This window comes from Micromonospora sp. WMMD812 (genome assembly GCF_027497215.1).
GTDB lineage: Bacteria > Actinomycetota > Actinomycetes > Mycobacteriales > Micromonosporaceae > Micromonospora.
Window position 1 is genome coordinate 1,070,207 of sequence record NZ_CP114904.1, and the last position, 23,984, is coordinate 1,094,190.

Annotated in this window: 23 protein-coding genes; 12 read left to right on the top strand and 11 right to left on the bottom strand. The window is 72.9% G+C overall.

Annotated features, from left to right (window positions below):
- Window positions 1-365: 365 nt before the first annotated feature.
- From O7603_RS04870 to O7603_RS04885, 4 genes are all read right to left on the bottom strand, one after another.
- Window positions 366-2,750 carry an excinuclease ABC subunit UvrA gene (locus O7603_RS04870; RefSeq protein ID WP_281574483.1) on the bottom strand — a complete coding sequence of 795 codons (2,385 nt, stop codon included), beginning with the start codon at window positions 2,748-2,750 and terminating at the stop codon, window positions 366-368.
- Window positions 2,751-3,088: 338 nt separating this feature from the next.
- Entirely contained in the window at window positions 3,089-3,499 is a 411-nt protein-coding gene (locus O7603_RS04875; protein ID WP_281574484.1) for a VOC family protein, read from the bottom strand.
- A 14-nt stretch (window positions 3,500-3,513) separates the two neighbouring features.
- Window positions 3,514-3,885, bottom strand: a complete 372-nt coding sequence (locus O7603_RS04880; RefSeq protein WP_281576598.1) for a helix-turn-helix transcriptional regulator — start codon at window positions 3,883-3,885, stop codon at window positions 3,514-3,516.
- 174 nt (window positions 3,886-4,059) lie between these two features.
- A complete protein-coding gene (locus O7603_RS04885) occupies window positions 4,060-5,655 on the bottom strand; it encodes a beta-N-acetylhexosaminidase (protein WP_281574485.1) in 1,596 nt (531 codons plus the stop codon).
- Between the two features lie 284 nt (window positions 5,656-5,939).
- Here O7603_RS04885 and O7603_RS04890 point away from each other — a divergent pair, with 284 nt between their 5' ends.
- Window positions 5,940-7,076, top strand: coding sequence for a hypothetical protein (locus O7603_RS04890; protein WP_281574486.1), 1,137 nt, complete (start codon window positions 5,940-5,942; stop codon window positions 7,074-7,076).
- A 33-nt stretch (window positions 7,077-7,109) separates the two neighbouring features.
- Here the strand turns inward: O7603_RS04890 and O7603_RS04895 are convergent, their stop codons facing one another.
- Window positions 7,110-7,844 (bottom strand): class I SAM-dependent methyltransferase, encoded by a 735-nt coding sequence (locus tag O7603_RS04895; RefSeq protein WP_281576599.1) that lies wholly within the window; start codon window positions 7,842-7,844, stop codon window positions 7,110-7,112.
- A gap of 223 nt (window positions 7,845-8,067) precedes the next feature.
- On the opposite strand from O7603_RS04895, the gene O7603_RS04900 reads away from it, so the two are divergent.
- Together O7603_RS04900 and O7603_RS04905 are read left to right on the top strand one after the other, a co-directional pair.
- Window positions 8,068-9,486: an OFA family MFS transporter gene (locus tag O7603_RS04900; RefSeq protein WP_281574487.1), complete on the top strand. Its 1,419-nt coding sequence runs from the start codon at window positions 8,068-8,070 to the stop codon at window positions 9,484-9,486.
- Window positions 9,483-9,605 (top strand): hypothetical protein, encoded by a 123-nt coding sequence (locus tag O7603_RS04905; protein ID WP_281574488.1) that lies wholly within the window; start codon window positions 9,483-9,485, stop codon window positions 9,603-9,605. Before O7603_RS04900 ends, O7603_RS04905 begins: the two co-directional genes overlap by 4 nt.
- 104 nt (window positions 9,606-9,709) lie before the next feature.
- On the opposite strand, the gene O7603_RS04910 is transcribed toward O7603_RS04905, so the two are convergent.
- Window positions 9,710-10,438 carry an SDR family oxidoreductase gene (locus O7603_RS04910; protein ID WP_281574489.1) on the bottom strand — a complete coding sequence of 243 codons (729 nt, stop codon included), beginning with the start codon at window positions 10,436-10,438 and terminating at the stop codon, window positions 9,710-9,712.
- A 77-nt stretch (window positions 10,439-10,515) separates the two neighbouring features.
- Here O7603_RS04910 and O7603_RS04915 point away from each other — a divergent pair, with 77 nt between their 5' ends.
- The 3 genes from O7603_RS04915 (at window position 10,516) to O7603_RS04925 (ending at window position 12,600) form a co-directional block, all read left to right on the top strand.
- Window positions 10,516-11,349 (top strand): patatin-like phospholipase family protein, encoded by an 834-nt coding sequence (locus O7603_RS04915; protein ID WP_281574490.1) that lies wholly within the window; start codon window positions 10,516-10,518, stop codon window positions 11,347-11,349.
- 60 nt (window positions 11,350-11,409) lie between these two features.
- Entirely contained in the window at window positions 11,410-11,847 is a 438-nt protein-coding gene (locus tag O7603_RS04920; protein WP_281576600.1) for a peroxiredoxin, read from the top strand.
- A gap of 66 nt (window positions 11,848-11,913) precedes the next feature.
- On the top strand, window positions 11,914-12,600 hold the full coding sequence (locus tag O7603_RS04925) for a hypothetical protein (protein WP_281574491.1): 687 nt from the start codon (window positions 11,914-11,916) through the stop codon (window positions 12,598-12,600).
- Window positions 12,601-12,700: 100 nt separating this feature from the next.
- On the opposite strand, the gene O7603_RS04930 is transcribed toward O7603_RS04925, so the two are convergent.
- Window positions 12,701-13,156, bottom strand: a complete 456-nt coding sequence (locus O7603_RS04930; RefSeq protein WP_281574492.1) for a MarR family winged helix-turn-helix transcriptional regulator — start codon at window positions 13,154-13,156, stop codon at window positions 12,701-12,703.
- Between the two features lie 104 nt (window positions 13,157-13,260).
- On the opposite strand from O7603_RS04930, the gene O7603_RS04935 reads away from it, so the two are divergent.
- Entirely contained in the window at window positions 13,261-13,698 is a 438-nt protein-coding gene (locus tag O7603_RS04935; protein ID WP_281574493.1) for a hypothetical protein, read from the top strand.
- Between the two features lie 170 nt (window positions 13,699-13,868).
- Here O7603_RS04935 and O7603_RS04940 read toward each other — a convergent pair whose 3' ends face one another.
- The 3 genes from O7603_RS04940 to O7603_RS04950 form a co-directional block, all read right to left on the bottom strand.
- Window positions 13,869-14,906 carry a nitronate monooxygenase gene (locus tag O7603_RS04940; protein ID WP_281574494.1) on the bottom strand — a complete coding sequence of 346 codons (1,038 nt, stop codon included), beginning with the start codon at window positions 14,904-14,906 and terminating at the stop codon, window positions 13,869-13,871.
- Window positions 14,907-14,972: 66 nt separating this feature from the next.
- Complete coding sequence (gene cydB / locus O7603_RS04945; RefSeq protein WP_281574495.1) at window positions 14,973-15,971, bottom strand: cytochrome d ubiquinol oxidase subunit II; 999 nt, start codon at window positions 15,969-15,971, stop codon at window positions 14,973-14,975.
- Window positions 15,972-15,986: 15 nt separating this feature from the next.
- Window positions 15,987-17,402 carry a cytochrome ubiquinol oxidase subunit I gene (locus tag O7603_RS04950; RefSeq protein ID WP_281574496.1) on the bottom strand — a complete coding sequence of 472 codons (1,416 nt, stop codon included), beginning with the start codon at window positions 17,400-17,402 and terminating at the stop codon, window positions 15,987-15,989.
- Between the two features lie 223 nt (window positions 17,403-17,625).
- On the opposite strand from O7603_RS04950, the gene O7603_RS04955 reads away from it, so the two are divergent.
- The 4 genes from O7603_RS04955 (at window position 17,626) to O7603_RS04970 (ending at window position 21,519) form a co-directional block, all read left to right on the top strand.
- Complete coding sequence (locus tag O7603_RS04955) at window positions 17,626-18,399, top strand: lysophospholipid acyltransferase family protein (protein WP_281574497.1); 774 nt, start codon at window positions 17,626-17,628, stop codon at window positions 18,397-18,399.
- A 148-nt stretch (window positions 18,400-18,547) separates the two neighbouring features.
- Window positions 18,548-19,315, top strand: coding sequence for a glycerophosphodiester phosphodiesterase (locus O7603_RS04960; protein WP_281574498.1), 768 nt, complete (start codon window positions 18,548-18,550; stop codon window positions 19,313-19,315).
- Between the two features lie 19 nt (window positions 19,316-19,334).
- A complete protein-coding gene (locus O7603_RS04965) occupies window positions 19,335-20,729 on the top strand; it encodes an MFS transporter (protein WP_281574499.1) in 1,395 nt (464 codons plus the stop codon).
- A gap of 166 nt (window positions 20,730-20,895) precedes the next feature.
- Window positions 20,896-21,519, top strand: coding sequence for a thymidine kinase (locus O7603_RS04970; protein WP_281576601.1), 624 nt, complete (start codon window positions 20,896-20,898; stop codon window positions 21,517-21,519).
- 136 nt (window positions 21,520-21,655) lie between these two features.
- Here O7603_RS04970 and O7603_RS04975 read toward each other — a convergent pair whose 3' ends face one another.
- Entirely contained in the window at window positions 21,656-22,066 is a 411-nt protein-coding gene (locus O7603_RS04975; protein ID WP_281576602.1) for a hypothetical protein, read from the bottom strand.
- 165 nt (window positions 22,067-22,231) lie between these two features.
- On the opposite strand from O7603_RS04975, the gene O7603_RS04980 reads away from it, so the two are divergent.
- Complete coding sequence (locus O7603_RS04980; RefSeq protein ID WP_281574500.1) at window positions 22,232-23,935, top strand: acyl-CoA dehydrogenase family protein; 1,704 nt, start codon at window positions 22,232-22,234, stop codon at window positions 23,933-23,935.
- Window positions 23,936-23,984 lie beyond the last annotated feature (49 nt).

The window sequence follows — 23,984 nt, forward strand, 5'->3', positions numbered from 1 at the left end:
TGTGGGACGCCGTCGCCGATATCGGCGCCGTCACCGCACGCTGCTGCCCGGACGGGTCACGGACACGCAGGTCGAGGGAGACACCCGGATCCTCACCATGCCGGATGGCTCACGGATCCGTGAGCTGATCGTCTTGATCGATCACTCCATCCGCCCCAGGCATACGCGGTCGTCGAGGGGCAAGGGCTGCCTGTGACGTACCACTACGCCGAGCTCCAGGTAGTCGACGAAGGCGACCGCAGTCGCTTGGTCTGGACCACCGCTGTACTGCCGCACGCCATGGCGGATTCTCACTAACTTGGGCCACTGCAGCTCAGGAGCTATCCGTGTGGCTCAGGTCAACTGAGAAATGACACGGGTGCCGGTCAGGAGCCGACGTACGTTGCCAGGTGCTCGCCGGTGAGGGTGGAGCGGGCGGCGACGAGGTCGGCGGGCGTGCCCTCGAAGACGACCCGGCCGCCGTCGTGGCCGGCCCCCGGACCGAGGTCGATGATCCAGTCGGCGTGCGCCATCACGGCCTGGTGGTGCTCGATGACGATGACCGACTTGCCGGAGTCGACGAGTCGGTCGAGCAGGCCCAGCAGGTGCTCGACGTCGGCGAGGTGGAGGCCGGTGGTCGGTTCGTCGAGGACGTAGACGCCGCCCTTCTCGGCCATGTGCGTGGCCAGCTTGAGCCGCTGCCGCTCGCCGCCGGACAGTGTGGTGAGCGGCTGACCGAGGCTGAGGTAGCCGAGCCCGACGTCGGCGAGCCGCTGGAGGATGGCGTGCGCGGCTGGCGTACGCGCGTCGCCGGCGCCGAAGAACTCCTCGGCCTCGGTCACCGACATGGCGAGGACCTCGCTGATGTCGCGGCCGCCGAAGCGGTATTCCAGCACCGATGCCTGGAACCGCTTCCCCTCGCACTCCTCGCAGACGGTGGCGACACCGGCCATCATCGCCAGGTCGGTGTAGATGACGCCGGCGCCGTTGCAGGTGGGGCACGCGCCCTGGGAGTTGGCGCTGAACAGGGCCGGCTTCACGCCGTTCGCCTTGGCGAAGGCCTTGCGGATCGGGTCGAGCAGGCCGGTGTAGGTCGCCGGGTTGCTGCGTCGCGAGCCGCGGATGGCGCCCTGGTCGACCGACACCACCCCGTCGCGGCCGGAGACCGAGCCGTGGATCAGTGAGCTCTTTCCCGAGCCGGCCACGCCCGTCACCACCACCAGCACGCCGAGCGGGATGTCGACGTCGACGTCGCGCAGGTTGTGGGTGCCGGCGCCGCGGACCTGCAGCACTCCCCCCGGTGTCCGCACCGACGGCTTGACCGAGGCCCGGTCGTCGAGGTGCCGCCCGGTCAGCGTGCCGGCGGCACGCAGCCCCTCGACGGTGCCCTCGAAGACCACCTCGCCGCCGGCGGTGCCGGCGCCCGGGCCGAGGTCGACGACGTGGTCGGCGATCGCGATCGCCTCCGGCTTGTGCTCCACGACGAGCACCGTGTTGCCCTTGTCGCGCAGCTGCAGCAGCAGCTCGTTCATGCGCTGGATGTCGTGGGGGTGCAGGCCGATGGTGGGCTCGTCGAAGACGTAGGTGACGTCGGTCAGCGAGGAGCCGAGGTGGCGGATCATCTTGGTGCGCTGCGCCTCACCTCCGGAGAGCGTGCCCGACGGCCGGTCGAGCGAGAGGTAGCCGAGCCCGATCTCCACGAACGAGTCGAGGGTGTGCTGCAGTTTCGTCAGTAGCGGGGCCACGGACGGCTCGTCGAGGCCGCGCACCCACGCGGCGAGGTCGCTGATCTGCATCGCGCAGGCGTCGGCGATGCTGATGCCGGCGATCTTCGACGAGCGGGCCGCCTCGCTGAGCCGGGTGCCGCCGCAGTCGGGGCAGGTGGTGAACGTGACGACCCGCTCCACGAAGGCGCGGATGTGTGGCTGCATCGAGTCGACGTCCTTGGCCAGCATCGACTTCTGGATCTTCGGGATCAGACCCTCGTACGTCAGGTTGATGCCCTCGATCTTGATTTTGACCGGCTCCTTGTAGAGCAGGTCGTGCAGTTCCTTCTTGGTGAACTTGCGGATCGGCTTGTCGGGGTCGAAGAAGCCGCAGCCGCTGAAGATGCGGCCGTACCAGCCGTCCATGCTGTAGCCGGGGATGGTGAGGGCGCCCTCGTTGAGGGACTTGCTGTCGTCGTAGAGCTGGGTCAGGTCGAAGTCGGTGACCGAGCCCATGCCCTCGCAGCGCGGACACATGCCGCCGGTGATGCTGAAGCTGCGACGCTCCTTCACGGTCTGCCCGGCGCGCTCGACGGTGACCGCGCCCGCTCCGCTGATCGAGGCCACGTTGAACGAGAACGCCTGGGGCGAGCCGATGTGTGGCTGCCCGAGCCGGCTGAAGAGGATGCGCAGCATCGCGTTGGCGTCGGTCACGGTGCCGACCGTCGAGCGGGGGTTGCCGCCCATCCGCTCCTGGTCGACGATGATCGCCGTGGTCAGCCCGTCGAGGACGTCGACCTCGGGCCGGGCCAGGGTCGGCATGAAGCCCTGCACGAAGGCGCTGTAGGTCTCGTTGATCATCCGCTGGGACTCCGCGGCGATCGTGCCGAACACCAGCGAGCTCTTGCCCGAGCCGGAGACGCCGGTGAACACCGTCAGGCGGCGTTTCGGGATCTCGATGCTGACGTCCTTGAGGTTGTTCTCGCGCGCGCCCTGCACGCGGATCAGGTCGTGGCTGTCGGCGACGTGCGGCTCCGGCGACTGGGTGTCCGTGCTGGTGGCCATGCTGTTCGTCTCTCCATCTGTGCGGCGGGCCGCCGTCGTCTTCGTCGGCGTCGCCTGGCTTGATCTGATCACGGTCGAGCGGTATGTCTGGTTCTGGGTCGTCGGCGCGACGGTGGCGGTGCGGCTGATCGGCGACGCCGGGCGGGCTGGCGTGGGCCGGGTCGCCGTCGGCGCAGGAACCACGGTAGCCGCGCCGCCGCGGTCCGTGGAGTCCCGGCGCGCCCGGCCGGGCGTCGGGCCGGCGGGCGGCCGTCGCGCCTCGGCTCACGGTCGGACGGCTCGGTCGCCTCGCGCGCAGGTGCGGCGCGGGGGCTCCGGAATCGGCGGTGCGCCGCGGCTCAGCGAAGCTCGTTGACGCGGATGAGGTTGCCCGTGGGATCACGGAACGCGCAGTCGCGCACGCCGTAGGGCTGCTCGGTCGGCTCCTGGACGACGTCGGCGCCGCTGGCCTGCAGGCGGTCGAAGACGCCGTCGAGGTCGTCGGTGGCCAGGGTGACGGCGCCGTAGCTGCCCTTGGCGATCAGCTCGAGGATGGTGCGGCGCTCGTCGTCGGTGATGCCGGGGTCGGCGGCCGGCGGGTGCAGGACGATGGAGGTGCCCGGCTGGTCGACGGGACCGACCGTGATCCAGCGCATCCCCTCGTAGCCGACGTCGTTGCGGACCTCGAAGCCGAGGGTGTCGCGGTAGAACGCCAGGGCGGCGTCGGCGTCGGTGTGCGGGAGGAAGGCGTAGTGGATGGTGATGTTCATGGGGGTCACGCTAGCTACGGCGCGGTGACGGGTGCTTCTCGATTCCTGACCGGTCTGGTCACCTGCTTCGAGAGGCAGGAGGGGATCTCCGCCGCCGCGTCGGCCGCCCGGGCGCGGTAGGTGCTCGGTGGCACCCCGACCAGTTCGGTGAAGCGGGTGCTGAAGGTGCCCAGCGATGAACAGCCGACCGCGAAACAGACGTCGGTGACGCTGAGGTCGCCCCGGCGCAGCAGCGCCATGGCGCGTTCGATGCGCCGCGTCATGAGGTAGGAGTACGGCGATTCGCCGTACGCCTGCCGGAACTGGCGGCTGAGGTGTCCGGCGGACATGTTCACGCCGCGGGCGAGCGCCTCCACGTCCAGCGGTTGCGCGAACTCCCGGTCCATCCGGTCGCGAACGCGGCGCAGACGGGCGAGGTCGTTCAGGCGCTGTTCCTCAGCGGAGGTGCTGGTCACACCCAAGATCGTGCCATGTCGGGCCGAAGTTGCCCAGCGGCTCTCCCCCGTCGTCGCGTCGCCGCGGGCACCCCGGCGGGGTGACCCGCGGCGACGCGGGTGCGGTCAGGACCAGGACACCTGCGGGGACGGGTAGAAGTCGACGCCCTGCGCGCGCCAGCGGGGTGCCTGCTCCCCCAGCCGGGCGCGGAACGCCTCCCAGTCGTGGCTGCCGGCCGTCGACCAGCCGAGTTCGGCGATCGCGGGCAGGCGCGGGAACGCCATGTACTCGATGTCGTCGAGCGTGCGCAGCGTCTCCGACCACAGGGGCGCCTCGACGCCGAGGATCGCCGACTCGCCGACGCCGGTCACCCGGGTCGCCGGGTCCCAGTCGTACGCGTCGCGGACCTCGATGTAGGCGGCCCAGGACAGGCCGAGTCGGGTGTTGGGGTCGTACTTCATGTCGAGGTACGCCTTGTTCGCGGGCGACATGACGACCTTGTTGCCGCGGGCGGCGGCCTCGGCGAGGTCGGCGTTGGTGCGGCCGGTGCCCCAGAACTGGGCCACGACGTCGGTCGGCGGGTCGACCTGCATGACCTCGTTCCAGCCCGAGGCGCGCTTGCCGTACTTGCTGACCATCGGGAGGACCCGCTGCATGAAGGTGCGGTAGTCCTCGTCGGTGGTGGCGTGCGCCTCGTCGCCGCCGACGTGCAGGAACGGGCCGGGGGTGATCGCGGCGACCTCACGGATGACGTCCTCGACGAACCGGTAGGTGAGTTCGTCGTCGATGCACAGCGAGCTGTAGCCGACGGCGATGTCGGTACGCGGCGGCGGGGCGACGCCGTCGCAGTTGAGTTCGGCGTACGTCGACTGGGCGGCGTTGGTGTGCCCCGGCATGTCGATCTCGGGGACGATCGTGATGTGCCGTGCGGCGGCGTAGGCGACGACGGCCTTGTAGTCGGCCTTGGTGAGGTAACCGGGGCCGACGCCGTCGACACCGGTGCCGGGGCCGCCGCCGACGGTGGTGAGCCGCGGCCAGGAGTCGATCTGGATGCGCCAGCCCTGGTCGTCGGTCAGGTGCAGGTGCAGGTAGTTGATTTTGTACTGGCTGAGCAGGTCGACGTAGGCGTTGATCTCGGGGACGGTGTGGAAGTGCCGGGCGATGTCGAGCATCGCCCCCCGGTACGCGAAGCGCGGGTGGTCGACGATCCGGCCGCCGGGCACGCTCCAGGTGACCCGCTGCCGGGTGGGCGCCTCGATCTTCGCGGGCAGCAGTTGGCGCAGCGTCTGCGTTCCGGCGAACAGGCCGGCCTCGCTGTTCGCCCGGATGGTCACCCGGCGCTGGGTCACGTCGAGTTGGTAGCCCTCCTGGCCGACGCGCGCGTCGGCGCCGCCGATGAGCAGGGCGATCTCGGGCAGTGGTGTCGAGCGGATCGGCAGGACCGGCAGTGGGTAGCCGGTCGCGGGGCGCAGGGTGTCGGCGAGTTGCCGTCCCACCCGCCAGGCGGCGGCTGAGCCGGGTGCGGTGCGGATGATGGTGTGTGGGCGGAGCGTGAACGCGTCCCGGGCGTCGGGGCGGGTCTCGACCGGTGCGGGGATGACATCGCTCAGCTGCCGTTCCGGGGCGGCCGGCGTGGCGGCGGCCGGGGCTCCCGGGAGGACGATCGGCAGTCCGAGTGCGGCTATGGCCAGCAGCCGCGTCATGGTGTTCCGGCGACGCATGAATACCTCCGGACCTTGTCGTGATCGGCGGCGATCGATCAGTTCCCGCACGCTACCCGCGCCGGGCCCGGACTGTAAACCTTCCTTATCGTGGTTGGACGTCGGCGTCCCCGTGCGCGCCGATCACACCGGACGGGCTGGCCTTGTCCCTCCCGCCAGCGGCGCCGGCACGGCGATCGGGGCCGGAGGCGCGGCGATTCGCCTGTGGTGAAAGGGACACCGAGCGTTGCGCCGGATCCCGTGATGGGCAATCATCGATCTCACCTGCGCCAGGGGGAGGTCGCGTGGGCAAGCGGATCGCGGGGGTCTTCCGTCGCCGTCTGCGCTGGCGCCTGCGCCGGGTCGCCGGTTCCCTGGCGCTGGTGGTGCTGTCCGTGGCGCTGCTCGCGTGGGGTCGGGCCGAGGACGGCTACGACCGCGACGTGCTGCTCAACATCGGTGCCAGCGTCGTCATCGTCGCGCTCACGTACGCGATCTTCGATCCGCTCTTCGAGGAGCTGCGGCGGTCCCGCGTGGAGGAGCATCCACGCCTGGACGACGAGGAGTTCAGCGCGCACGTGGCCGGCGCGACCAGCGTGGTGGCGATCATGGATACGGGAAGTCACCTGCTCGAGGGCGGTGGCCGTGAGCGCTTCCTGAACGCGCTGCGGGCGGCGCTCGGCAACGGGGTGGTCGTCCGGGTCCTGCTGCTCGACCCGGACTCGGCCGCGGCGTCGCAGCGGGCGGAGGAGATCAGGCCGGTGGACGTGCGCAGGGTGTTGGTGGACAATCTGCGCCGGCTCAACGAGTTCGCGACGTCGCTCGACAAGGGGCTGCGGGCGAGGTTCCACGTGCGCATCTACGACGCGTCGCCGTCGATCCACATGTTCCGGTGGGACGACAAGGCCCTGATCTCGTTCTTTCCGATCGGGGCGCGGGCGTCGGCGTCGCCGCACCTCGAGGTGTTCATGGCCAGTCCGCTCGGTGACTTCGTGGAGAGCCGCTTCGACGAGTTGTGGCGCCATCCCAGCACGCGGCACCTCGACGAGTACGTCTGCCTGCCGTTGACGGTCAGCCACGGCTCGACGGTGCTGCGCTCCTGTGCGGTGCACTTCGTCGCCGAGGGTGACGAGTGGTGCATCGACGGATCGCCGATGGTGGACCAGTTGACCGACCACGGCACCGGCCCACTGGAGGTGCGGCTGTCCCGGTCGTTGGCCGTGAACGGCTGGTCGGGCACGTCGTTCCGGCTGGTGCGGGTCGACGGCGACGAGGAACGGATGCGGGTGCTGGCGTTGTTCGACGCGAAGTACGGCCCGCGGAACGTCACCGGTCCGGGTCGGGCCCGCATCGCGTTGCGGCTGATCCCGACGCTGGAGCTCGTGAGCGGCGTCGGCGACGGTGGGTCGGGCGACGGCGCGGAGGTGTCCGGCACCGCGTGACGGGTCCCGTCGCGGTCGCCGGCGGGGCGCCCGTCAGGCAGTCCCGGGTCGGCGGGCCAGCACCAGGGTGGTGCGCAGGTCGAGCACGACCGTGCCGCCGAACCCGTCGACCAGGGCGCGGACGGCGTCGAGGGCGCGGGCCCGCTCGTCGACCGGGCGGGTGCGGAACGGCCCGAAGGTGCCGATCAGCTGCTGGTACCGGTCGGTGGTCAACGGCAGGTGCCGGCTGGTCGTCTCGGTTCGGACGTCGGTGAACAGGCCGCTGGCGATGATGTCGTCGTGCAGCCAGGTCGGGGGCCGGTCGCGGACGGTGGGGTCGATCGCCCGGAGGGTGGCATCGATCGCGGCGGCCTGGTCCGGGTCGGCGTAGGCGTACCGGTGGCCGAAGGCGGCGAGGGTGCCGCCGGGGGTGAGCGCGGCGTGGGCGCGCGGGTTGCGGGTGGCGGGGTCGAGCCAGTGCCAGGCCAGCGCGGCGGCGATCAGGGGTACGCCGCCGGCGGGTGGCCGCCACTGCTCGAAGCTCTCGGTGCGGACCTGGACCTGAGGGTGCTTCGCGGTGAGCCGGGCCGCCATCCGGGGGTCCGGTTCCAGGCAGGTGATCGGCGCGCCGAGGCGCAGCAGCACGTCGGTGCCCTTGCCGGTGCCGGCGCCGATCTCGACCACGTGCGCCGGGGCGGTGCCGTGGTAGTCGAGGATCGTGCGGGCGATCTCGGTGGGATAGCCGGGGCGGACGTCGTCGTAGACGTGGGCGACCTCGCCGAAGACCATGCGCACGCCGTCATCCTGGCACGCGGCGGAGCGCGCCGGCGTCCGCGCGGCGCGGAGCATGCCGGCGTCCGCGCGACGCGCGTCGACCTGTGCGGGTCGACCGTTCGGCTCACCGGAACGACCGTCCGGCGACGATCCGGTTTGTATACGGTTTTCCGCGGCCGGTCCGCGGGGGCATGAAGTGGGGAGGATTTTCCATCCTCACCGGAGAGGAAGCATCGACATGCTTTCCGCACTCGATCGTCGGCACACCGTCGCGCCGCCGGGGTACAGCCGCTGGCTGATCCCCCCGGCGGCGTTGGCGATCCATCTCTGCATCGGGCAGGTCTACGCGACGAGCGTGTACAAGAACTCGCTCATCGCGCACTTCGACACGAGTCAGACCGCGATCGGCATCATCTTCAGCATCGCGATCGTGATGCTCGGGTTGTCGGCCGCGGTGGCGGGCACGTGGGTGGAGGCGAACGGGCCGCGGAAGGCGATGTTCGTCTCCGCGTCCTTCTGGGCGGCCGGCTTCCTGGTCGGGGCGCTGGGAATCGCGACGCGGCAGTTGTGGCTGCTGTACCTGGGGTACGGGCTGCTGGGCGGCATCGGCCTGGGCATCGGCTACATCTCCCCCGTGTCCACGTTGATCAAGTGGTTCCCGGACCGGCCCGGGCTGGCGACCGGTCTGGCGATCATGGGTTTCGGTGGTGGCGCGATGGTCGCCTCTCCCCTGTCCCGGCAGTTGCTGTCGTTCTACGACCCGGGCTACGACCCGGCCAACGCGGGCTCGACGGCGTCCGGCGGCGCGCTGGTGTGGCTGTTCGTGACGCTGGGCATCGGCTACTTCCTGGTCATGATGTTCGGGGTGTTCAACGTGCGGGTGCCGGCGCCGGACTGGCGGCCGGCGGGCTTCGACCCGGCGCAGGTGGCGGCGAAGCCGTTGGTGACCGCGGCGAACGTGTCGGCGGCGAACGCGGTGAAGACCCGGTCGTTCTGGCTGCTGTGGGTGGTGCTGTTCTGCAACGTGACCGCCGGCATCGGGATCCTGGAGCAGGCGAGTCCGATGATCCAGGACTTCTTCCGCGACAACGGCGTCTCGGCGGTGTCCGTGGCCGCGGCCGGTGGCTTCGTCGGTCTGCTGTCGCTGTTCAACATGGCGGGCCGGTTCGTGTGGTCGTCCACGTCGGACGTGATCGGCCGTAGGCCGATCTACATGCTGTACCTGGGTGTCGGCATGGTGCTGTACGCGCTGCTGGCGGCGGTGGGGCACTCGGCGACGGCGTTGTTCGTGCTGTTGGCGTGCGTGATCCTCTCGTTCTACGGCGGCGGGTTCGCGACGGTGCCGGCGTACCTGCGGGACCTGTTCGGCACGTTCCAGGTGGGCGCGATCCACGGGCGGCTGTTGACGGCGTGGTCCGCGGCGGGGATCGCCGGGCCGCTGATCGTGAACGGGTTCCTGGACGCGCAGGGCGAGCCGGGGACGTTGACGGCGGCGGCGTACCGGCCGGCGCTGTTCACGATGGTCGGGGTGTTGGCGGTGGGGTTCGTCGCCAACCTGCTGATCCGGCCGGTCCCCGACCGGTTCCACGAGCGGACCCTGCGGGACCCCGACGGTGAGGTCGAGCCGGCGACGGCGGAGAGGAGCGGTACGCGATGAACGGCAACCCGCGCGGGCAGCAGGCCCGACTGTGGATCTCCTGGCTGGTGGTGTCGGTGCTGCTGGGCTACGGCGTGGTCCAGACGGTGATCACGGCGGCGAAGTTGTTCACGAGCTGACGACCGAGCCCTCCGCCCCCCTCCCCGCGATCGTGCCCGTGACGGCCGGGCCTAGCGCCCGGAATCAGGGCCGAAACCGCACGGTCGCGGGGCCGGGGCGGGCGTCAGAGGCCGCCGGCGACGCGGAGCACCGTGCCGGTGGTGTACGAGGCGTCGGGGCCGAGCAGCCACGCGATGGCGCCGGCGACCTCGTCGGCCTCGCCGGCGCGGCCCAGCGGGATGCGCCCGGCCGCGGTGTCGGGCCGGTCGGGCACGCCGGAGACGGCGTGGATGTCGGTGCGGATGATGCCGGGGGCGACGGCGTTGACCCGGATGCCGCGGGGGGCGAGCTCCTTGGCCAGGCCGACGGTGAGGGTGTCGGTGGCCGCCTTGACGGCGGCGTAGTGGATGTACTCGCCGGGGCTGCCGAGGGTGGCGGCGGCGGACGAGACGTTGACGATCGCGGCGCCGGCGGTCATCCGGCGGGCGGCCTGCTGGGCGCAGAGGACGTACCCGATGAGGTTGACGTCGACGACGCGGCGCAGGTCGTCGGCGTCGAGGTCGACGAACGGGCCGATCGGGCTGGTGACACCGGCGTTGTTGACCAGGCCGGTGAGGTCGCCGAGGTCGGCGGCGGCGTCGAAGAGCGCGCCCACCTGGTCCGGGTCGGTGGTGTCGGCGGGCAGGGCGACGCCGCGCCGACCGGCGGCGTGGATGTCGGCGAGGACCGCCGTGGCCGCGTCGTGGTCCCGGCGGTAGCCGAAAGCGACGTGGTGGCCGGCGTGGGCGAGCCGGCGGGCGGTGGCGGCGCCGATGCCGCGGCTGCCGCCGGTGATGATCGTGACCGGTTCCAAGGCGCCTCTCCCCCTGCCGTGACCGTTGCCGCGACGTTACCGTGGCCGGCACGTACCGATGCGGAGGTGAAGATCACATGACACGGGCGTTGGTGCTGGGCGGCGGTGGGGTGACCGGGGTCGCGTGGGAGTGGGGGGTGCTGGCCGGGCTCGCCGAGCGGGGGGTGGCGCTCGCCGACGCGGATCTGGTGGTGGGCACGTCGGCCGGCTCGGTGGTGGGCGCGCAGCTGTGTTCCGGCGGGCCGGTCGAGGAGTCGTTCGAGGCGCAGGTGGCGCCGCCGCGGGGCGAGGTCGCGGCGCGGCTCGGGTTCGCGGCGGTGGCGCGGCTGCTGTGGGCCGGTGGGCGCAGCCGCGACGCGGTGGCGGCGCGGGCGCGGATCGGGGCGATGGCGCTGGCGGCGCGTACGCCGTCGGAGGCCTCCCGGCGGGCGGTGATCGAGTCGCGGCTGCCGCGTCGGGAGTGGCCGGCGCGGCGGCTGCTGGTGACGGCGGTGGACGCGCACTCGGGTGAGTTCGTGGTGTTCGACGCCGGTTCCGGGGTGTCGTTGGTGGACGCGGTGGGGGCCAGTTGCGCGGTGCCGGGGGTGTGGCCGCCGGTGACTATCGGCGGTCGCCGGTTCGTCGACGGGGGGATGCGGTCGCCGGTGAACGCGGATCTGGCCTCGGGGGCGGAGCGGGTGGTGGTGCTGGCGCCGACGGCCGCCGCGTTCGGTCCGATGCCCCGGTTGTCGGCGCAGGTGGCGGCGTTGCGGGCGGCCGGGGCGCGGGTGGCGGTGGTGACGCCGGACGCGGCGGCGCGGGCCGCGATCGGGCGTAACGTGCTGGACCCGGCGCGTCGGGCGGCGGCGGCGCGGGCGGGGCGGACGCAGGCGGCGGCGGTGGCGGACGAGGCGGCGGCGGTCTGGGGCTGATCCTCTAGGCTCCGCCCGTCGGTGTCGAGGTGGAGGTGGACGGTGCTGGACGTCGGGGACATGGTGGAGGACTTCGCGCTGCCGGACCAGACCGGGGCGGTGCGGCGGCTGTCCGAGCTGCTGGCGGCGGGGCCGGTGGTGCTGTTCTTCTACCCGGCGGCGATGACCCGTGGGTGCACGGCGGAGAGCTGCCACTTCCGCGACCTGGCGGCGGAGTTCGCGGCCGTGGGCGCGCAGCGGGTCGGCATCAGCCGGGATCCGGTGGCGCGGCAGGCCGAGTTCGCCCAGGTGCACGGGTTCGACTATCCGCTGCTGTCGGACGTCGACGGGGCGGTCGCGGCGGCGTTCGGTGTGCGGCGGCGGCTGCCGCTGGGGTCGCTGAGCACGCGGCGCGTGACGTTCGTGATCGGGACGGACCGGCGGGTGCTGACGGTGGTGCAGAGCGAGTTGAGCATGAACGAGCACGCCGACGCGGCGTTGCGCGCCCTGGGGGGTTGATCTTCCGGTTGTCGCAGCCGACTGGTATCAAGGCTGGAATCAAACGTGTGTACGGAAGAGGGCGTGATGGCGGGCGAGGGTTTGTCCACTGACGAGGTGCAGGGCATCCGGGAGGCGTTGACCGCGGGCCGCAAGCCCAAGGTGGTGTTCACGGCGGCGGCGGGCCAGATGGCCGGGCAGGTCGGCCAGGTGATCGAGCTGACGGATCCGGAGTTGTCCGAGGAGTTCGTGGTGGTCCGGTTCGGCCGCGACGAGCTGCCCTTCTCCCCCGCCGACGTGGCGATCGCCCCGCGCGGCGCGGGCCGGAAGGTGGCGGAGGCGAAGCCGGAGGTCGAGGAGCCGCCCGCGCCGGCGGAGCCGGAGTTCGTGTTGGACACGCCGCGGGTGCCGGCGCCGCGTCGGGAGGAGCCGAAGGTGGAGCACGTGGAGCAGGTGGAGGCGAAGCCGGCGCGCCGGCCGGTGAAGGCGGCGAAGCCGAAGGGCCCGGCGGGGCTGACGGTGACGCTGGCGTACGCCGACGGTGAGTGGACCGTGGCGGCGCAGCAGGGCAGCAAGGCCCTGGCCAAGCCGTACGTGGTGAAGCCGGCGGAGGCGCTGCGGATGGTGGCGCTGGTGGACGTGCCGGGCGTGCAGGAGGCGGTGGAGCAGATCCTGGCCGCGGAGCGGGCCGAGGCGGAGCAGCAGGCCGAGAAGCTGCGCGCCGAGCTGGCGGAGATCGAGGCCCGGTTGGCGGAGCTGCGCGAGACCCCGTGACCGGCGGCGGCGCGTCACGCGCGGCGGTCCGGCCGCCGGGGCGCGCCGCCGGCCGCGGCGCCCGTGGGCCTATCGGGCGAGGGTGGGCCGTTCCTCCTGCTCAGGGTGCGGCGTGATGCGCCAGCAGGGTGGACAGCAGGCGCACCAGTTGCTCGCGCTCCGGCTGGGACAGTGGGGCGAGCAACGTGTCCTGGGCGCGGTCGAGGGCGCCCTCCAGGCGGCGCAGATCGCGGCGACCGGCGGTGGTGACGGTGACGACGTTGCGGCGCCGGTCGCCGGGGTCGGGGCTGCGCTGCACGAGCCCCTTCGCCACGAGGTCGTTGAGCGCGGCGACGACGTCGCTGCGGTCGATGCCGCACCGCCGCCCCAGTTCGGCCTGGCTGGTCGGGCCGATCTCGGCGAGGGCGGCGAGGAGCCGGTAGTGGTAGCCGCGGATGCCGAGGGCGCCGAACCCGTCCGCGACGAGGCGGTGCCCGTGCGCGGCGGCCTGGCCGAGCAGCCAGCTGGGGGTCGTCCGCAGACGGGCGGGTGACTCGGGACCGGTGACGGACTCCATGCGGCGGAGCCTAGCAGAAACCGTTGGTGTCACCCACGATTCCTGTTATGTTGGTGAGGCCAACGTTGGAGCGGCCAACGTTTGAGTCGTCAGTGGAGGCTGTCATGTCGTCGTCCCCGCTCACCGGCCAGGTCATCGGCCGGGCCCACTACGCCACCCGCGCGCTGCTGGAGCGCCAGCTCACCCGGGTCGGCCTCACCTTCCCGCAGTCGATCGCGCTCAACGGCCTCGCCGCCGAGGGCGGCGCCGCCGCGCGCGCCGACCTCGTCACCCGGCTGACCGACGGCCTGAAGATCGACGCTCCGGCCGCCGAGGCCCTCCTCGCCGACCTCGTCGGCGCCGGGTTGCTGCGCGAGGACGCCGACAGCCTGGCGTTCACCGACGCCGGCGACGCCGTCCGGCGCGAGATCGCCGACGCGACCGCCGCCATCACCGGCCGGCTCTACGGCGACATCCCCGCCGCCGACCTGGCCGTGGCCGGACGCGTGCTCACCCTGGTCCGGGAACGCGCCGACGCGGAGCTGGCCGCGACCAGCGGCTGACGCTCCCCCTGCCGTCCACCCGCCACGCCCGCGCGGAACACCCACGGTGCCCAGCTCCCGCGCGCACCCCGCCCTCCAGTCGATCGATCATGCAGTTGTGGTGCCTCGCAAAAGCCGCGTACCGGCATCACCCAGGCACCACGACTGCATGATCCGCGCGACCTGGGGGGTTAGAGCGGCGTGGTCAGGCGGTCGACCACGGTGGCGGCCGGGCCGGTGGTGGCGTGCCGGTAGCCGGTGCCCGCCCACAGGTGCACCCGGTCCGGGTGCCCGGCCGCGGCGGCCGCCGCCCGCAGGCCCCGGGTCAGGTGGTGCAGCTCCGGATAGCCGAGCGGCGCGGTCGGCTCGTACCGGTCGATGAAGGCGTTGCGCAGCCCCCGCGCGGGCCGTCCGGTGAAGGCGCGGGTGAGCACGGTGCCGGTGCGGGCGGGATCGGCCAGGGCGTCGCGGTGGGTGCGGCTGGCGCCGCTCTCGTCGGTGCGCAGCAGCAGCGTGCCGACCGCCACCGCGGCCGCGCCCGCGGCGAGCAGGTCGCGGACGTCGGCCGGGCCGGCCACACCGCCGGCGGCCAGCACGGGCAGGCCGGTCGCCGCCGCCACGTCCCGCGCCAGCGGCAGGGTCGAGGTCGGCGGGGCCGGCCGGCGCGGGGTGTGGGTGCCGCTGTGCCCGCCCGCCTCGGTGCCCTGCGCGACGAGACCGTCGACGCCGAGGTCGCGGGCGGCGCGCGCCTCGTCCACCGAGGTGACCGTGACCAGCACCCGGGAACCGGCCCGACGCAGGGCCGCGAGGGCCGCCGGGTCGGGCAGCCCGAAGGTGAAGCTCACCACCGGCACCGGCTCCCGCGTCAACAGGTCGATCTTGTCGGCCCAGCGGTCGTCGTCGTGCACCATCGGCGCGCCGGCCAGGTCCAGGCCGTACGGCTCGCCCTCGACCGCGATCTCCCGCGCGTACCGGCGGAAGGTCTCCTCGTCGATCTCGCGGGGACCGGGCACGAACAGGTTCACCCCGCACGGCGTGCCGGTGGCGCGCAGGTCGGCCAGGTCGGCGGCGACCGCGTCGGGCGTCCGGTAGCCGGCGGGGACGAACCCGAAGCCGCCGGCCGCGGTGACGGCCCGCACCAGGGCCGGGGTGGTGGCGCCGCCGGCCATCGGGGCGCCGACCAGCGGCGTCGCGCTGCCGAGCAGGCCGAGCCAGGGTTCACCGGTCACCGGCTCACCCTAGCCGCGGCGCCCGCCGGCCCGCCCGAGGGGAAGAGGCGGGCCGGCGGGCGGGTCTCAGTGCTGCGGGATGTGGACCACGCCGATCCGCTTGCGGAACACCCAGTAGGTCCAGCCCTGGTAGGCCAGCACGATCGGGGTGAACACCACCGCCACCCAGCTCATGATCTTCAGGGTGTACGGGGTGGACGCGGCGTTGGTGGCGGTCAGGGTGCCGGCCGCGTCCAGGGTGGAGGGCAGCACGTTCGGGAACAGCGCGGCGAACAGGGTCGCCACGGCCAGGCCGATCGCCACGGCGGTGCCGGTGAACGCCCAGCCCTCCCGGCGCACGCGAGCGGCGGCGAGACCACCGAGCAGCGCGAGCGCCGCGCCGACCGCGAGCACGACGGCGGCCGTGCTGGAGCGGATGTCCAGCGTCCAGGTGAGGAACGCGACGGCGAGCACGGCGGCGACCGCGCCGACGCGCACGGCGAGCGCGCCGGCGCGCTCGCGGACCTCGCCGACGGTCTTCAGGGCGATGAACACCGCGCCGTGGGTCAGGAACAGCGCCGCGGTGGTCGCGCCGCCGAGCAGGGCGTACGGGTTGAGCAGGTCGAGCAGGCCGCCGACGTACTCGTGGTCGGCGTCGAGCGGCACACCGCGCAGGATGTTGGCGAACGCCACCCCCCACAGCACCGCCGGCACGAGGGAGCCGAAGAAGATCGCGGCGTCCCAGCGCCGCTTCCAGGACGGCTCGGGGCGCTTGTGCCGGTACTCGAAGGCGACCCCGCGCGCGATGAGGGCCAGCAGGATCAGCAGCAGCGGCAGGTAGAAGCCGGAGAAGAGGGTGGCGTACCACTCGGGGAAGGCGGCGAACATGGCGCCGCCGGCGGTGATCAGCCAGACCTCGTTGCCGTCCCAGACCGGGCCGATGGTGTTGATCAGGACGCGGCGTTCCCGGTCGTCGCGGCCGAGCACCGGCAGCAGCATGCCGACGCCGAAGTCGAAACCCTCCAGGATGAAGTAGCCGGTGAAGAGCACGGCGACGAGCAGGAACCAGATGGTCGTGAGGTCCACGGTGCGCTCCGGAGGTCAGTAGGCGAAGGCGAGCGGGCGCTCGGCGTCGTCGTGGCTGTCGTCGATCTCGGGCTGCGGGGTCAGGTCGGGCACGCCGGCCTTGGCATAGCGGACCAGCAGCCGGAACTCGATCACGGCGAGGGTGGCGTAGATCAGGGTGAACGCGGTGAACGAGGTGAGCACCTCGGTCAGCGACACGCTGCGGGAGACGCCGTTGCGGGTGAGCATCTCGCCGAAGACGATCCACGGCTGACGGCCCATCTCGGTGAAGATCCAGCCGAAGGAGTTGGCGAGCAACGGCAGCACCGGCATGGCCAGGCCGGCGCGCAGCAGCCACTTGCTGCGCGGGGCGCGGCCCTTGCGGTGGGTCCAGAGCACCAGCAGGGCGATAGCCGCGGCGGTCATCCCGAACGCGATCATGAAGCGGAAGCTCCAGTAGGTGACCGGGATGATCGGGGCGTAGTTGCCGGGGCCGTACTGGCTGGCGTACTGGGCCTGCAGGTCGTTGATGCCGTGCACGGTGCCGTTGGGGTCGCCGGTGCCGAGGTACGACAGCAGGTACGGGATCTTGATGGCGAACAGTTCCCGGCTGCCGTCGAGGCTGCCGACGGTGAGTACGGAGAACGAGGCGGGGCTCTCGGTGCTGTAGAGGCCCTCGGCGGCGGCCATCTTCATCGGCTGCACCTGCGTCATGATCTTGCCCTGGATGTCGCCGGTGAACAGGACGCCGGCGGCGGCGATGAGGGTGACCCAGGAGCCGAACTTCGCGGCGAACCGGTAGGTGGGGGTCTCGTCGGAGTCGCGGTTGCGGATCAGGTGCCACAGGGCGACGGCGACCAGCAGCGACCCGGCCACCAGGAACGCGCCCGCGATGGTGTGCGGGAAGGTGACCAGGGCGACCTTGTTGGTGAGCACCGCGACGAAGTCGGTCAGCTCGGCCCGGCCGGTCTCGGGGTTGACGCGGTAGCCGACCGGGTTCTGCATGAACGAGTTCGCGGCGAGGATGAAGTACGCGCTCAGGTTGGTGCCGATCGCGGCGGCCCAGATGGCGGCCAGGTGCAGCCGCTTGGGCAGCCGGTCCCAGCCGAAGATCCACAGCCCGATGAAGGTGGATTCCAGGAAGAACGCGACCAGCGCCTCGATCGCGAGGGGGGCGCCGAAGATGTCGCCGACGAAGCGGGAGTAGTCGCTCCAGTTCATGCCGAACTGGAACTCCTGCACGATGCCGGTGACCACGCCCATCGCGAAGTTGATCAGGAAGAGCTTGCCGTAGAACTTCGTGAGCTTCAGGTAGCGCTCGTTGCCGGTGCGGTGCCAGAGGGTCTGGAGGATGGCCACCAGCACCGACAGGCCGATCGTCAACGGGACGAAGAGGAAGTGGTAGACGGTGGTGACACCGAACTGCCAGCGGGCGACGTCCAACGCGTCCACCTGGAACCCCCAGCTGATCGTACTACGGGACGTAGTAAATACTACCGCCCGTCGTAGAAGATTCGGCAGGGGCGGGGGGCCTGATCCGCTCCGGGGCCAATGACCCTGATCACCCGGGCCACTCGACCCGCCCCACGATCAGGGCCTGCGGACGCCTCCCGGCCGGGGGAAGATCGGACCTCGGCGCCGCCGTCACCCCGCCCCGTGCGACCATTCACCGCTGATGGACACCGCCCACCCCACCTGGCAGCCGCCCGCGATCTGGCGCGGCGCCCAACTGCTCGCCCGCGCCGTCGTCGGCGCCGTGGCCCGGCTCGAGGTCAGCGGGGACGTGCCCGAGGCGCTGCGCCGCGGGCCGCTGATCCTCGCCGCCAACCACATCAGCCCGTTCGACCCGGTGGTGCTCACCGCCGCCTGCCGGACGCGCGGTGTCGCCCCCCGGATCATGGCCACCGGCGGGCTGTTCCGCGCTCCGGTGATCGGGGCCGCGATGCGCCACGCCGGACACATCCGCGTCGAGCGGGGCACCGCCGCGGTCGGCCGGGCCCTCGACGACGCCGCCGCGGCCGTCGCGGCCGGCGCGGTGATCCTGGTCTACCCCGAGGGCCGCATCGGCCTGGACCCGGGCATGTGGCCCGAGCGGGGCAAGACCGGCGCGGCCCGGATCGCGTTCGCCTGCGGCGCCCCGCTGATCCCGGTGGCGCAGTGGGGCTCGCACGAGGTCGTGCCGTACCGGGCGCCGAAGGGGTTGCTGCGGGGGCTCGCCCGCTCGCTGGTGCGCCGCCCGGTGATCCGGGTGCACTTCGGCGACCCCGTCGACCTCGGCGGGGTGAGCCCCGACACGCCCGGCGCCGCCCGCCGGGCCACCGACCGGATCACCGACGCGATCACCGCGACACTGGTCCCCCTGCGCCCCGACGAGCCCGACCGACCCCGGCACGTCGACCCGGGCCGGCCCGCGGACACCAGCCGCTCGCACCGCCGCCGCCCGGCCTGATCCACCCTCCCGGCCGCGCCGGGCGGACAGCACGCGCCGGCCTGATCGTCCCAGTCAGCGCACCGGGCGGACAGCACACGTCGGAACGTCCCCGAACGGCGGTCGGCCGGTCACCCGGCGGACACCGGCGGCATGCATACTGCGCTGCGTGCTGACCGCCCACCCGTACCTCGACGCGCCCGCCCCGCTGGCCTTCGCCCACCGGGGCGGCGCCGCCGACGGTGACGAGAACACCGCTGAGGCGTTCGCCCGCGCGGTCGCGCTCGGCTACCGGTACGTCGAGACCGACGTGCACGCCACCGCCGACGGGGTGAGCGTCGTCTTCCACGACGCCACGCTGCGCCGGGTCACCGGCGAGCCGGGCCGCATCGCCGACCTGCGCTGGGCCGACCTCGCGTCGGTGCGCGTCGGCGGCGCCGCCGTGGTGCCCCGCCTCGACGAGGTGCTGACCGCCTGGCCGGAGGTGCGGTTCAACATCGACGTGAAGTCCGACCGGGGCGTCGAACCGGCCGTGGCCACCGTCGCCCGGGCCGGCGCGAACGACCGGGTGCTGCTCGCCTCGTTCAGCGACGCCCGGCTGGTCCGGCTGCGGGCGCTCACCGAGGGCCGGGTGGCCACCTCGCTGGGCATGCGCGGGGTGGCCCGGCTGCGGATGGCCTCCCTGACCGGGCGCGCGTTGCGGCTTCCGCCGTCCGTGGTGGCCGCCCAGGTGCCGGTCCGCTACGGGCGGGTACCGGTGGTCGACCGCCGGCTCCTGTCCTACGCGCACGCGCTCGGCCTCCAGGTGCACGTCTGGACGATCGACGAACCCACCGAAATGCACGACTTACTTGATCTTGGCGTGGATGGCATCATGACCGATCACGTCGGCGTGCTGCGCGACGTCTACCGCAGCCGCGGCCACTGGGCCGCCTGAGCCCGCCAAGAGGACCCCGATGGCCGAGACCGTGACCCCCGCGGTGCAGGACAACCCCCCACCCCCGGCGAGCACCCGCCGGGAACGCACCGGCTGGTACGTCTACGACTGGGCCAACTCGGCCTTCCAGACCACGGTGATCACCGTGTTCCTCGGGCCGTTCCTCACCACGGTCACCGAGCTCGCCGCCGGCTGCGAGCTCGGCGCGGACTCCTGCGACGGCTACGTGCACCCGCTCGGCATCCGGGTCGCCGCCGGGTCCTACTACCCGTACCTCATCTCGCTGTCGGTGTTCCTCACCGTGTTCGTGCTGCCGGTCGTCGGCGCCATCGCCGACCGGACGGCGCACAAGAAGCGGCTGCTCGCCGGCGCGGCGTTCACCGGCGCCGGCGCGACCATCGCGATGGCGTTCGTCACCGGCGACCGCTACCTGCTCGGCGGCGCGCTCTTCCTGGTCGCCAACATCAGCTTCGGCGCCGCGATCGTCGTCTACAACTCGTTCCTGCCGCAGCTCGGCGGCCCCGACGAACGCGACGGCATCTCCAGCCGCGGCTGGGCGCTGGGCTACCTCGGCGGCGGCCTGCTGCTGGCGCTCAACCTCGTCGCGGTCACCATGTTCAGCGAGGAGGGCAACCCGCAGCGCACCCTGGACCTGGCCCGCTGGTCGATCGTCTCCGCCGGTGTCTGGTGGGCGGTGTTCACCCTGGTGCCGCTGCGCTGGCTGCGCGAACACCCCACCGCCGCGGCCCTGGCCGGCGGCGGCAACGTGCTCACCGACGGGTTCAAGCAACTCGGCCGTACGCTGCGCGAGATCAAGGCGTACCCGCTGACGTTGTTCTTCCTGCTCGCCTTCCTGGTCTACAACGACGGCATCCAGACCGTCATCACTCTGGCCAGCCAGTACGGCACGGAGGAGCTGCGGCTGGAGCAGAGCACCCTGATCGTCACCATCCTGCTGGTGCAGTTCCTCGCCTTCGGTGGCGCGCTGTCGCTCGGCGCGCTCGCCCGGCGCATCGGCGCGTGGAAGACGGTGCTGCTCAGCCTGGTGCTCTGGACCGGTGTGATCATCGCTGCGTTCCGGCTGCCCGCCGAGGCGCCGCTGCCGTTCATGGTGCTGGGCGCCGCGATCGGGCTGGTCCTCGGCGGCAGCCAGGCGCTGAGCCGGTCGCTGTTCAGCCAGCTGATCCCCGCCGGCAAGGAGGGCGAGTACTACGGCTTCTACGAGATCAGCGACAAGGGCACCAGCTGGCTCGGCCCGCTCGCGTTCGGCCTGGTCTTCCAGCTCACCTCGTCGTACCGGGTGGGCCTGGTCTCGCTGCTGATCTTCTTCGTGGTCGGGTTCCTGCTGCTGCTGGCCGTCCCGATCCGCCGGGCCATCGTCGCGGCCGGAAACACGCCACCGCGGGTGCTCTGACCCGCTGCCGCCGCCGACCGGCCGGGATCCGCCGACCGGATCCGGGCCGGTCGATGGGCTAGGCTGCCCGACCGTGACCGACGACGCCGCTGCCGCTCCCACCTGCCTGGCCCGCCCCTTCGGGGGACCGGACGACTCCCCGGACGGGTGCGCCGCCGCGCGCGGGCTGCACGGGCGGCCGCTGCACGCCGCCGCGCTGAAGTTCTTCTGGGGGCCCATGGACTGCGGGAAGTCCACGATGGCCCTGCAGATGAACTACAACCACGCCCGGCAGGGGCGCCGCGGGCTGGTCACCACGCGCATCGACCGGTCCCTCGGCCCGCAGGTCACCACCCGCATCGGCCTGGCACACACCGCGGTCGAGGTCACCGACGACCTCGACCTGCGGGCGCTGGTGCGCGGCCGGTGGGCCGAGGGCGAACGCGTCGACTACCTGATCTGCGACGAGGCCAGCTTCTACAGCGTGGAACACGTCGAGCAGATGGCCGAGCTGGTCGACAGCTACGACGTGGACGTGTACGCGTTCGGGCTGGCCACCGACTTCCGGTCCTGCCTGTTCCCCGCGGCCCAGCGGCTGTTCGAGCTGGCCGACGAGGTGGCCCGCATCCAGGTCGAGGTGCTCTGCTGGTGCGGCCGGGAAGGGCTGCTCAACGCCCGCGTGGTCGACGGCCGGGTGGCCCGCGAGGGCGCACAGGTCGTCATCGGCGACACGATGGACTCCGCCGAAGTGCGCTACCAGGTGCTGTGCCGGCGGCACTACCGCAGCGGCGACCTCGGCCCGCGCTCCTGAGCCGACCACCGCGCCGTCCGCTCCGCCACGATCACGCCGACGTACGCCGCGGCGAAGAGCAGGCCGTTGCCGGCGTACGGTCCGCTCCACGCCCCGGTGCTGGCGCAGCAGCTCCGGGTGAGCCGGCCGGCCAGGCTCAAAACGGATCACCGCAGACCCGCCAGTGGCCACCCTCCCGTACCACCGGCAGCTTGCGTTCCTCCGTGGTGCCGCTGTCGCGGGTCAGCTTGACGGTCACCGTGCCGTGCGGACGTCCGCCGCGGGTCGTCACCGACACGTCCACGATCTCGTAGTCGCGGACCATCGGCGGGGTCCGCACCCAGCTGGTGAACCCCACCTCGCTCCACTTGCCGCGGGCCTCCTCGCAGAGCCGTTCGTACGCGCCGTCGGTGTCCCCGACCGTCACCGAGCGCAGGAACTCGTCGCTGGTCTCCCGCACCGGGCCGGCGGCCTGGGTGACCACCTGGAGGTTCCACACGCCCAGCCCGGCCACGCCGACGCAGCACAGCGCCACCCCGACCCCGGCGAACACCAGCCCGGTCCGCATCGGGCGGCGGGGCCGCACCGGCCCGCTCCACGACTGCCCAGCCCTCACGATCCGACGGTAGGCAAACGGGCCGGTCCGCGGGCGGCAAACGGCTCTGTCGCCGGTGCCGTCGGATCGTCTACCGTCGGGCGCACCACCCCCGAGCACGTGCCCAGGAGCTGACCGATGACCCGCTACGTGCAGCCCGTACCCGCCCCCGACGACCCGTACGCCGGTGACGCGCTGCTGCGCTCCTGGCTGGAGCGGCAGCTCGGCGCCGCCGGGCACGCCGCCGCGAAGGACCGGCTGGCCGACCTCGCCGCCGACGTGGTCGGGCCGCTGCGCGCCGCGCACGCCGACGCCGAGGCGCACCCGCCCACCCTGGTCCGGTACGACCCGTGGGGAGCCCGTGTCGACCGGGTCGACACCTCCGCCGGTTGGCAGGCCCAACGCGCCGCCGCCGCGCGGCATGCCGTGGTCGCCCTGCCCTACCTGGAGTCGGCGCGCGGCACGTGGGGCGCCGCCGCCCGGGTCGTCCAGCACGCCCTGCTGCACCTGTACGGGCCGGAGTCGGCGACCTTCTCCTGCCCGGTGGCGATGGCCGACGGGGCGGCGGCGCTGCTCAACCTGCCCGAGGTCGACCCGGCCGTGCGCGACGCCTGGCTGCCGCGGCTGATCTCCACCGACCCGGACACCGCGATCACCAGCGGTCAGTGGATGACCGAGTCGCAGGGCGGCTCCGACCTGGCCCGGTCCACCACCATCGGCCGCCCCGCCGCCGACGGCTCCTGGCGGCTCACCGGCGAGAAGTGGTTCTGTTCGGCCGCGGACGCGGCGATGGCGGTCGCGCTGGCCCGGCCCGAGGGCGCCGGGCGGGGCAGCCGGGTGCTCGCCCCGTTCCTGGTGCCCCGCTACGCCGCCGACTCGCCCCTCGCCGGCGGCGCCGCGCCGGACGCGCCCGCGCCGGGCGTCACCGTGCACCGGCTCAAGGACAAGCTCGGCACCCGGGCGCTGCCCACCGCCGAGATCGGGCTGCGCGACGCGTACGCGCTGCCGCTGGGCGACCCGGCCGACCCCGGCCTGGTGCGGGCGATGACCCTGGTGGTGGTGACCCGCGTGCACAACGCCGCTGCGGCCGCCGGCGGGATGCGCCGTGGGCTGGCCTACGCCCGGGCGTACGCCACCGCGCGCCACGTCGCCGGCGGGGCGCTGGCCACGTCCCCGCTGCACCGGGCCACCCTCGGCACGCTCGCCGTCGACGCGGCCGGCGCGTTCGTGCTCGCCGGGCACGCGTTCGCGCTGCTCGGCCGGGTCGAGGTGGGCGCCGACCCGTTCGCCGCCGCCGAGCTGCGCATCGTGGCGCCGCTGGCGAAGCTGGCCACCGGCCGGCTCGCGGTCAGCTCCGCCAGCGAGTACGTGGAGAGCTTCGGCGGCGCCGGCTACGTGGAGGACACCGGCGTGCCCCGGCTGCTGCGCGACGCCCAGGTGCTGCCCATCTGGGAGGGCACCACCAACGTGCTCGCAATGGACGTGCTGCGGGCGGTCACCCGCGAGGACGCGGGCCCGCCGCTGCTGCGCCGGCTGGCCGGCGCCGTCGACCTGGCCCGGCCGCTCTCCCCTGCGCTCGCCGACACGCTGGCCGCCGTCACCGGCGAGCTGCGCGACACCCTCGCCGAGGTCGCCGTCGACCCGCAGTCCGTCCGGGTCGTCGCCGGGGCGCGCGGGCTGGCCCTGCGCCTGGCGCACGCGCTGACCGCCGCCCTGCTGGTGGAGCACGCGTCGTGGGGCGACGAGCAGGCCGAACTGGCCGCCCGGCTGTGGGCCCGGCGATGGCTGCGCCGCGAGGAGATCGCCGAGGACGCCCACCATCACCTGGACCTGCTCTGCTGACCCTGGAGCGGGCAGGTCGGCGCGGAACGAGCCGAGGCGGGCGGAGCCG

What these genes read in the sequence shown, in the direction of transcription:
- O7603_RS04920 (WP_281576600.1), top strand. Translation starts at nt 11,410, where the DNA reads ATGGTGGAGGACTTCGCGCTGCCGGACCAGACCGGGGCGGTGCGGCGG.
- O7603_RS04905 (WP_281574488.1), top strand. Translation starts at nt 9,483, where the DNA reads ATGAACGGCAACCCGCGCGGGCAGCAGGCCCGACTGTGGATCTCCTGG.
- O7603_RS04965 (WP_281574499.1), top strand. Translation starts at nt 19,335, where the DNA reads ATGGCCGAGACCGTGACCCCCGCGGTGCAGGACAACCCCCCACCCCCG.
- O7603_RS04915 (WP_281574490.1), top strand. Translation starts at nt 10,516, where the DNA reads ATGACACGGGCGTTGGTGCTGGGCGGCGGTGGGGTGACCGGGGTCGCG.
- O7603_RS04880 (WP_281576598.1), bottom strand. Translation starts at nt 3,885, where the DNA reads ATGGACCGGGAGTTCGCGCAACCGCTGGACGTGGAGGCGCTCGCCCGC.
- O7603_RS04900 (WP_281574487.1), top strand. Translation starts at nt 8,068, where the DNA reads ATGCTTTCCGCACTCGATCGTCGGCACACCGTCGCGCCGCCGGGGTAC.
- O7603_RS04875 (WP_281574484.1), bottom strand. Translation starts at nt 3,499, where the DNA reads ATGAACATCACCATCCACTACGCCTTCCTCCCGCACACCGACGCCGAC.
- O7603_RS04895 (WP_281576599.1), bottom strand. Translation starts at nt 7,844, where the DNA reads ATGGTCTTCGGCGAGGTCGCCCACGTCTACGACGACGTCCGCCCCGGC.
- O7603_RS04975 (WP_281576602.1), bottom strand. Translation starts at nt 22,066, where the DNA reads ATGCGGACCGGGCTGGTGTTCGCCGGGGTCGGGGTGGCGCTGTGCTGC.
- O7603_RS04925 (WP_281574491.1), top strand. Translation starts at nt 11,914, where the DNA reads ATGGCGGGCGAGGGTTTGTCCACTGACGAGGTGCAGGGCATCCGGGAG.
- O7603_RS04935 (WP_281574493.1), top strand. Translation starts at nt 13,261, where the DNA reads ATGTCGTCGTCCCCGCTCACCGGCCAGGTCATCGGCCGGGCCCACTAC.
- O7603_RS04885 (WP_281574485.1), bottom strand. Translation starts at nt 5,655, where the DNA reads ATGCGTCGCCGGAACACCATGACGCGGCTGCTGGCCATAGCCGCACTC.
- O7603_RS04870 (WP_281574483.1), bottom strand. Translation starts at nt 2,750, where the DNA reads ATGGCCACCAGCACGGACACCCAGTCGCCGGAGCCGCACGTCGCCGAC.
- O7603_RS04955 (WP_281574497.1), top strand. Translation starts at nt 17,626, where the DNA reads ATGGACACCGCCCACCCCACCTGGCAGCCGCCCGCGATCTGGCGCGGC.
- O7603_RS04980 (WP_281574500.1), top strand. Translation starts at nt 22,232, where the DNA reads ATGACCCGCTACGTGCAGCCCGTACCCGCCCCCGACGACCCGTACGCC.
- O7603_RS04930 (WP_281574492.1), bottom strand. Translation starts at nt 13,156, where the DNA reads ATGGAGTCCGTCACCGGTCCCGAGTCACCCGCCCGTCTGCGGACGACC.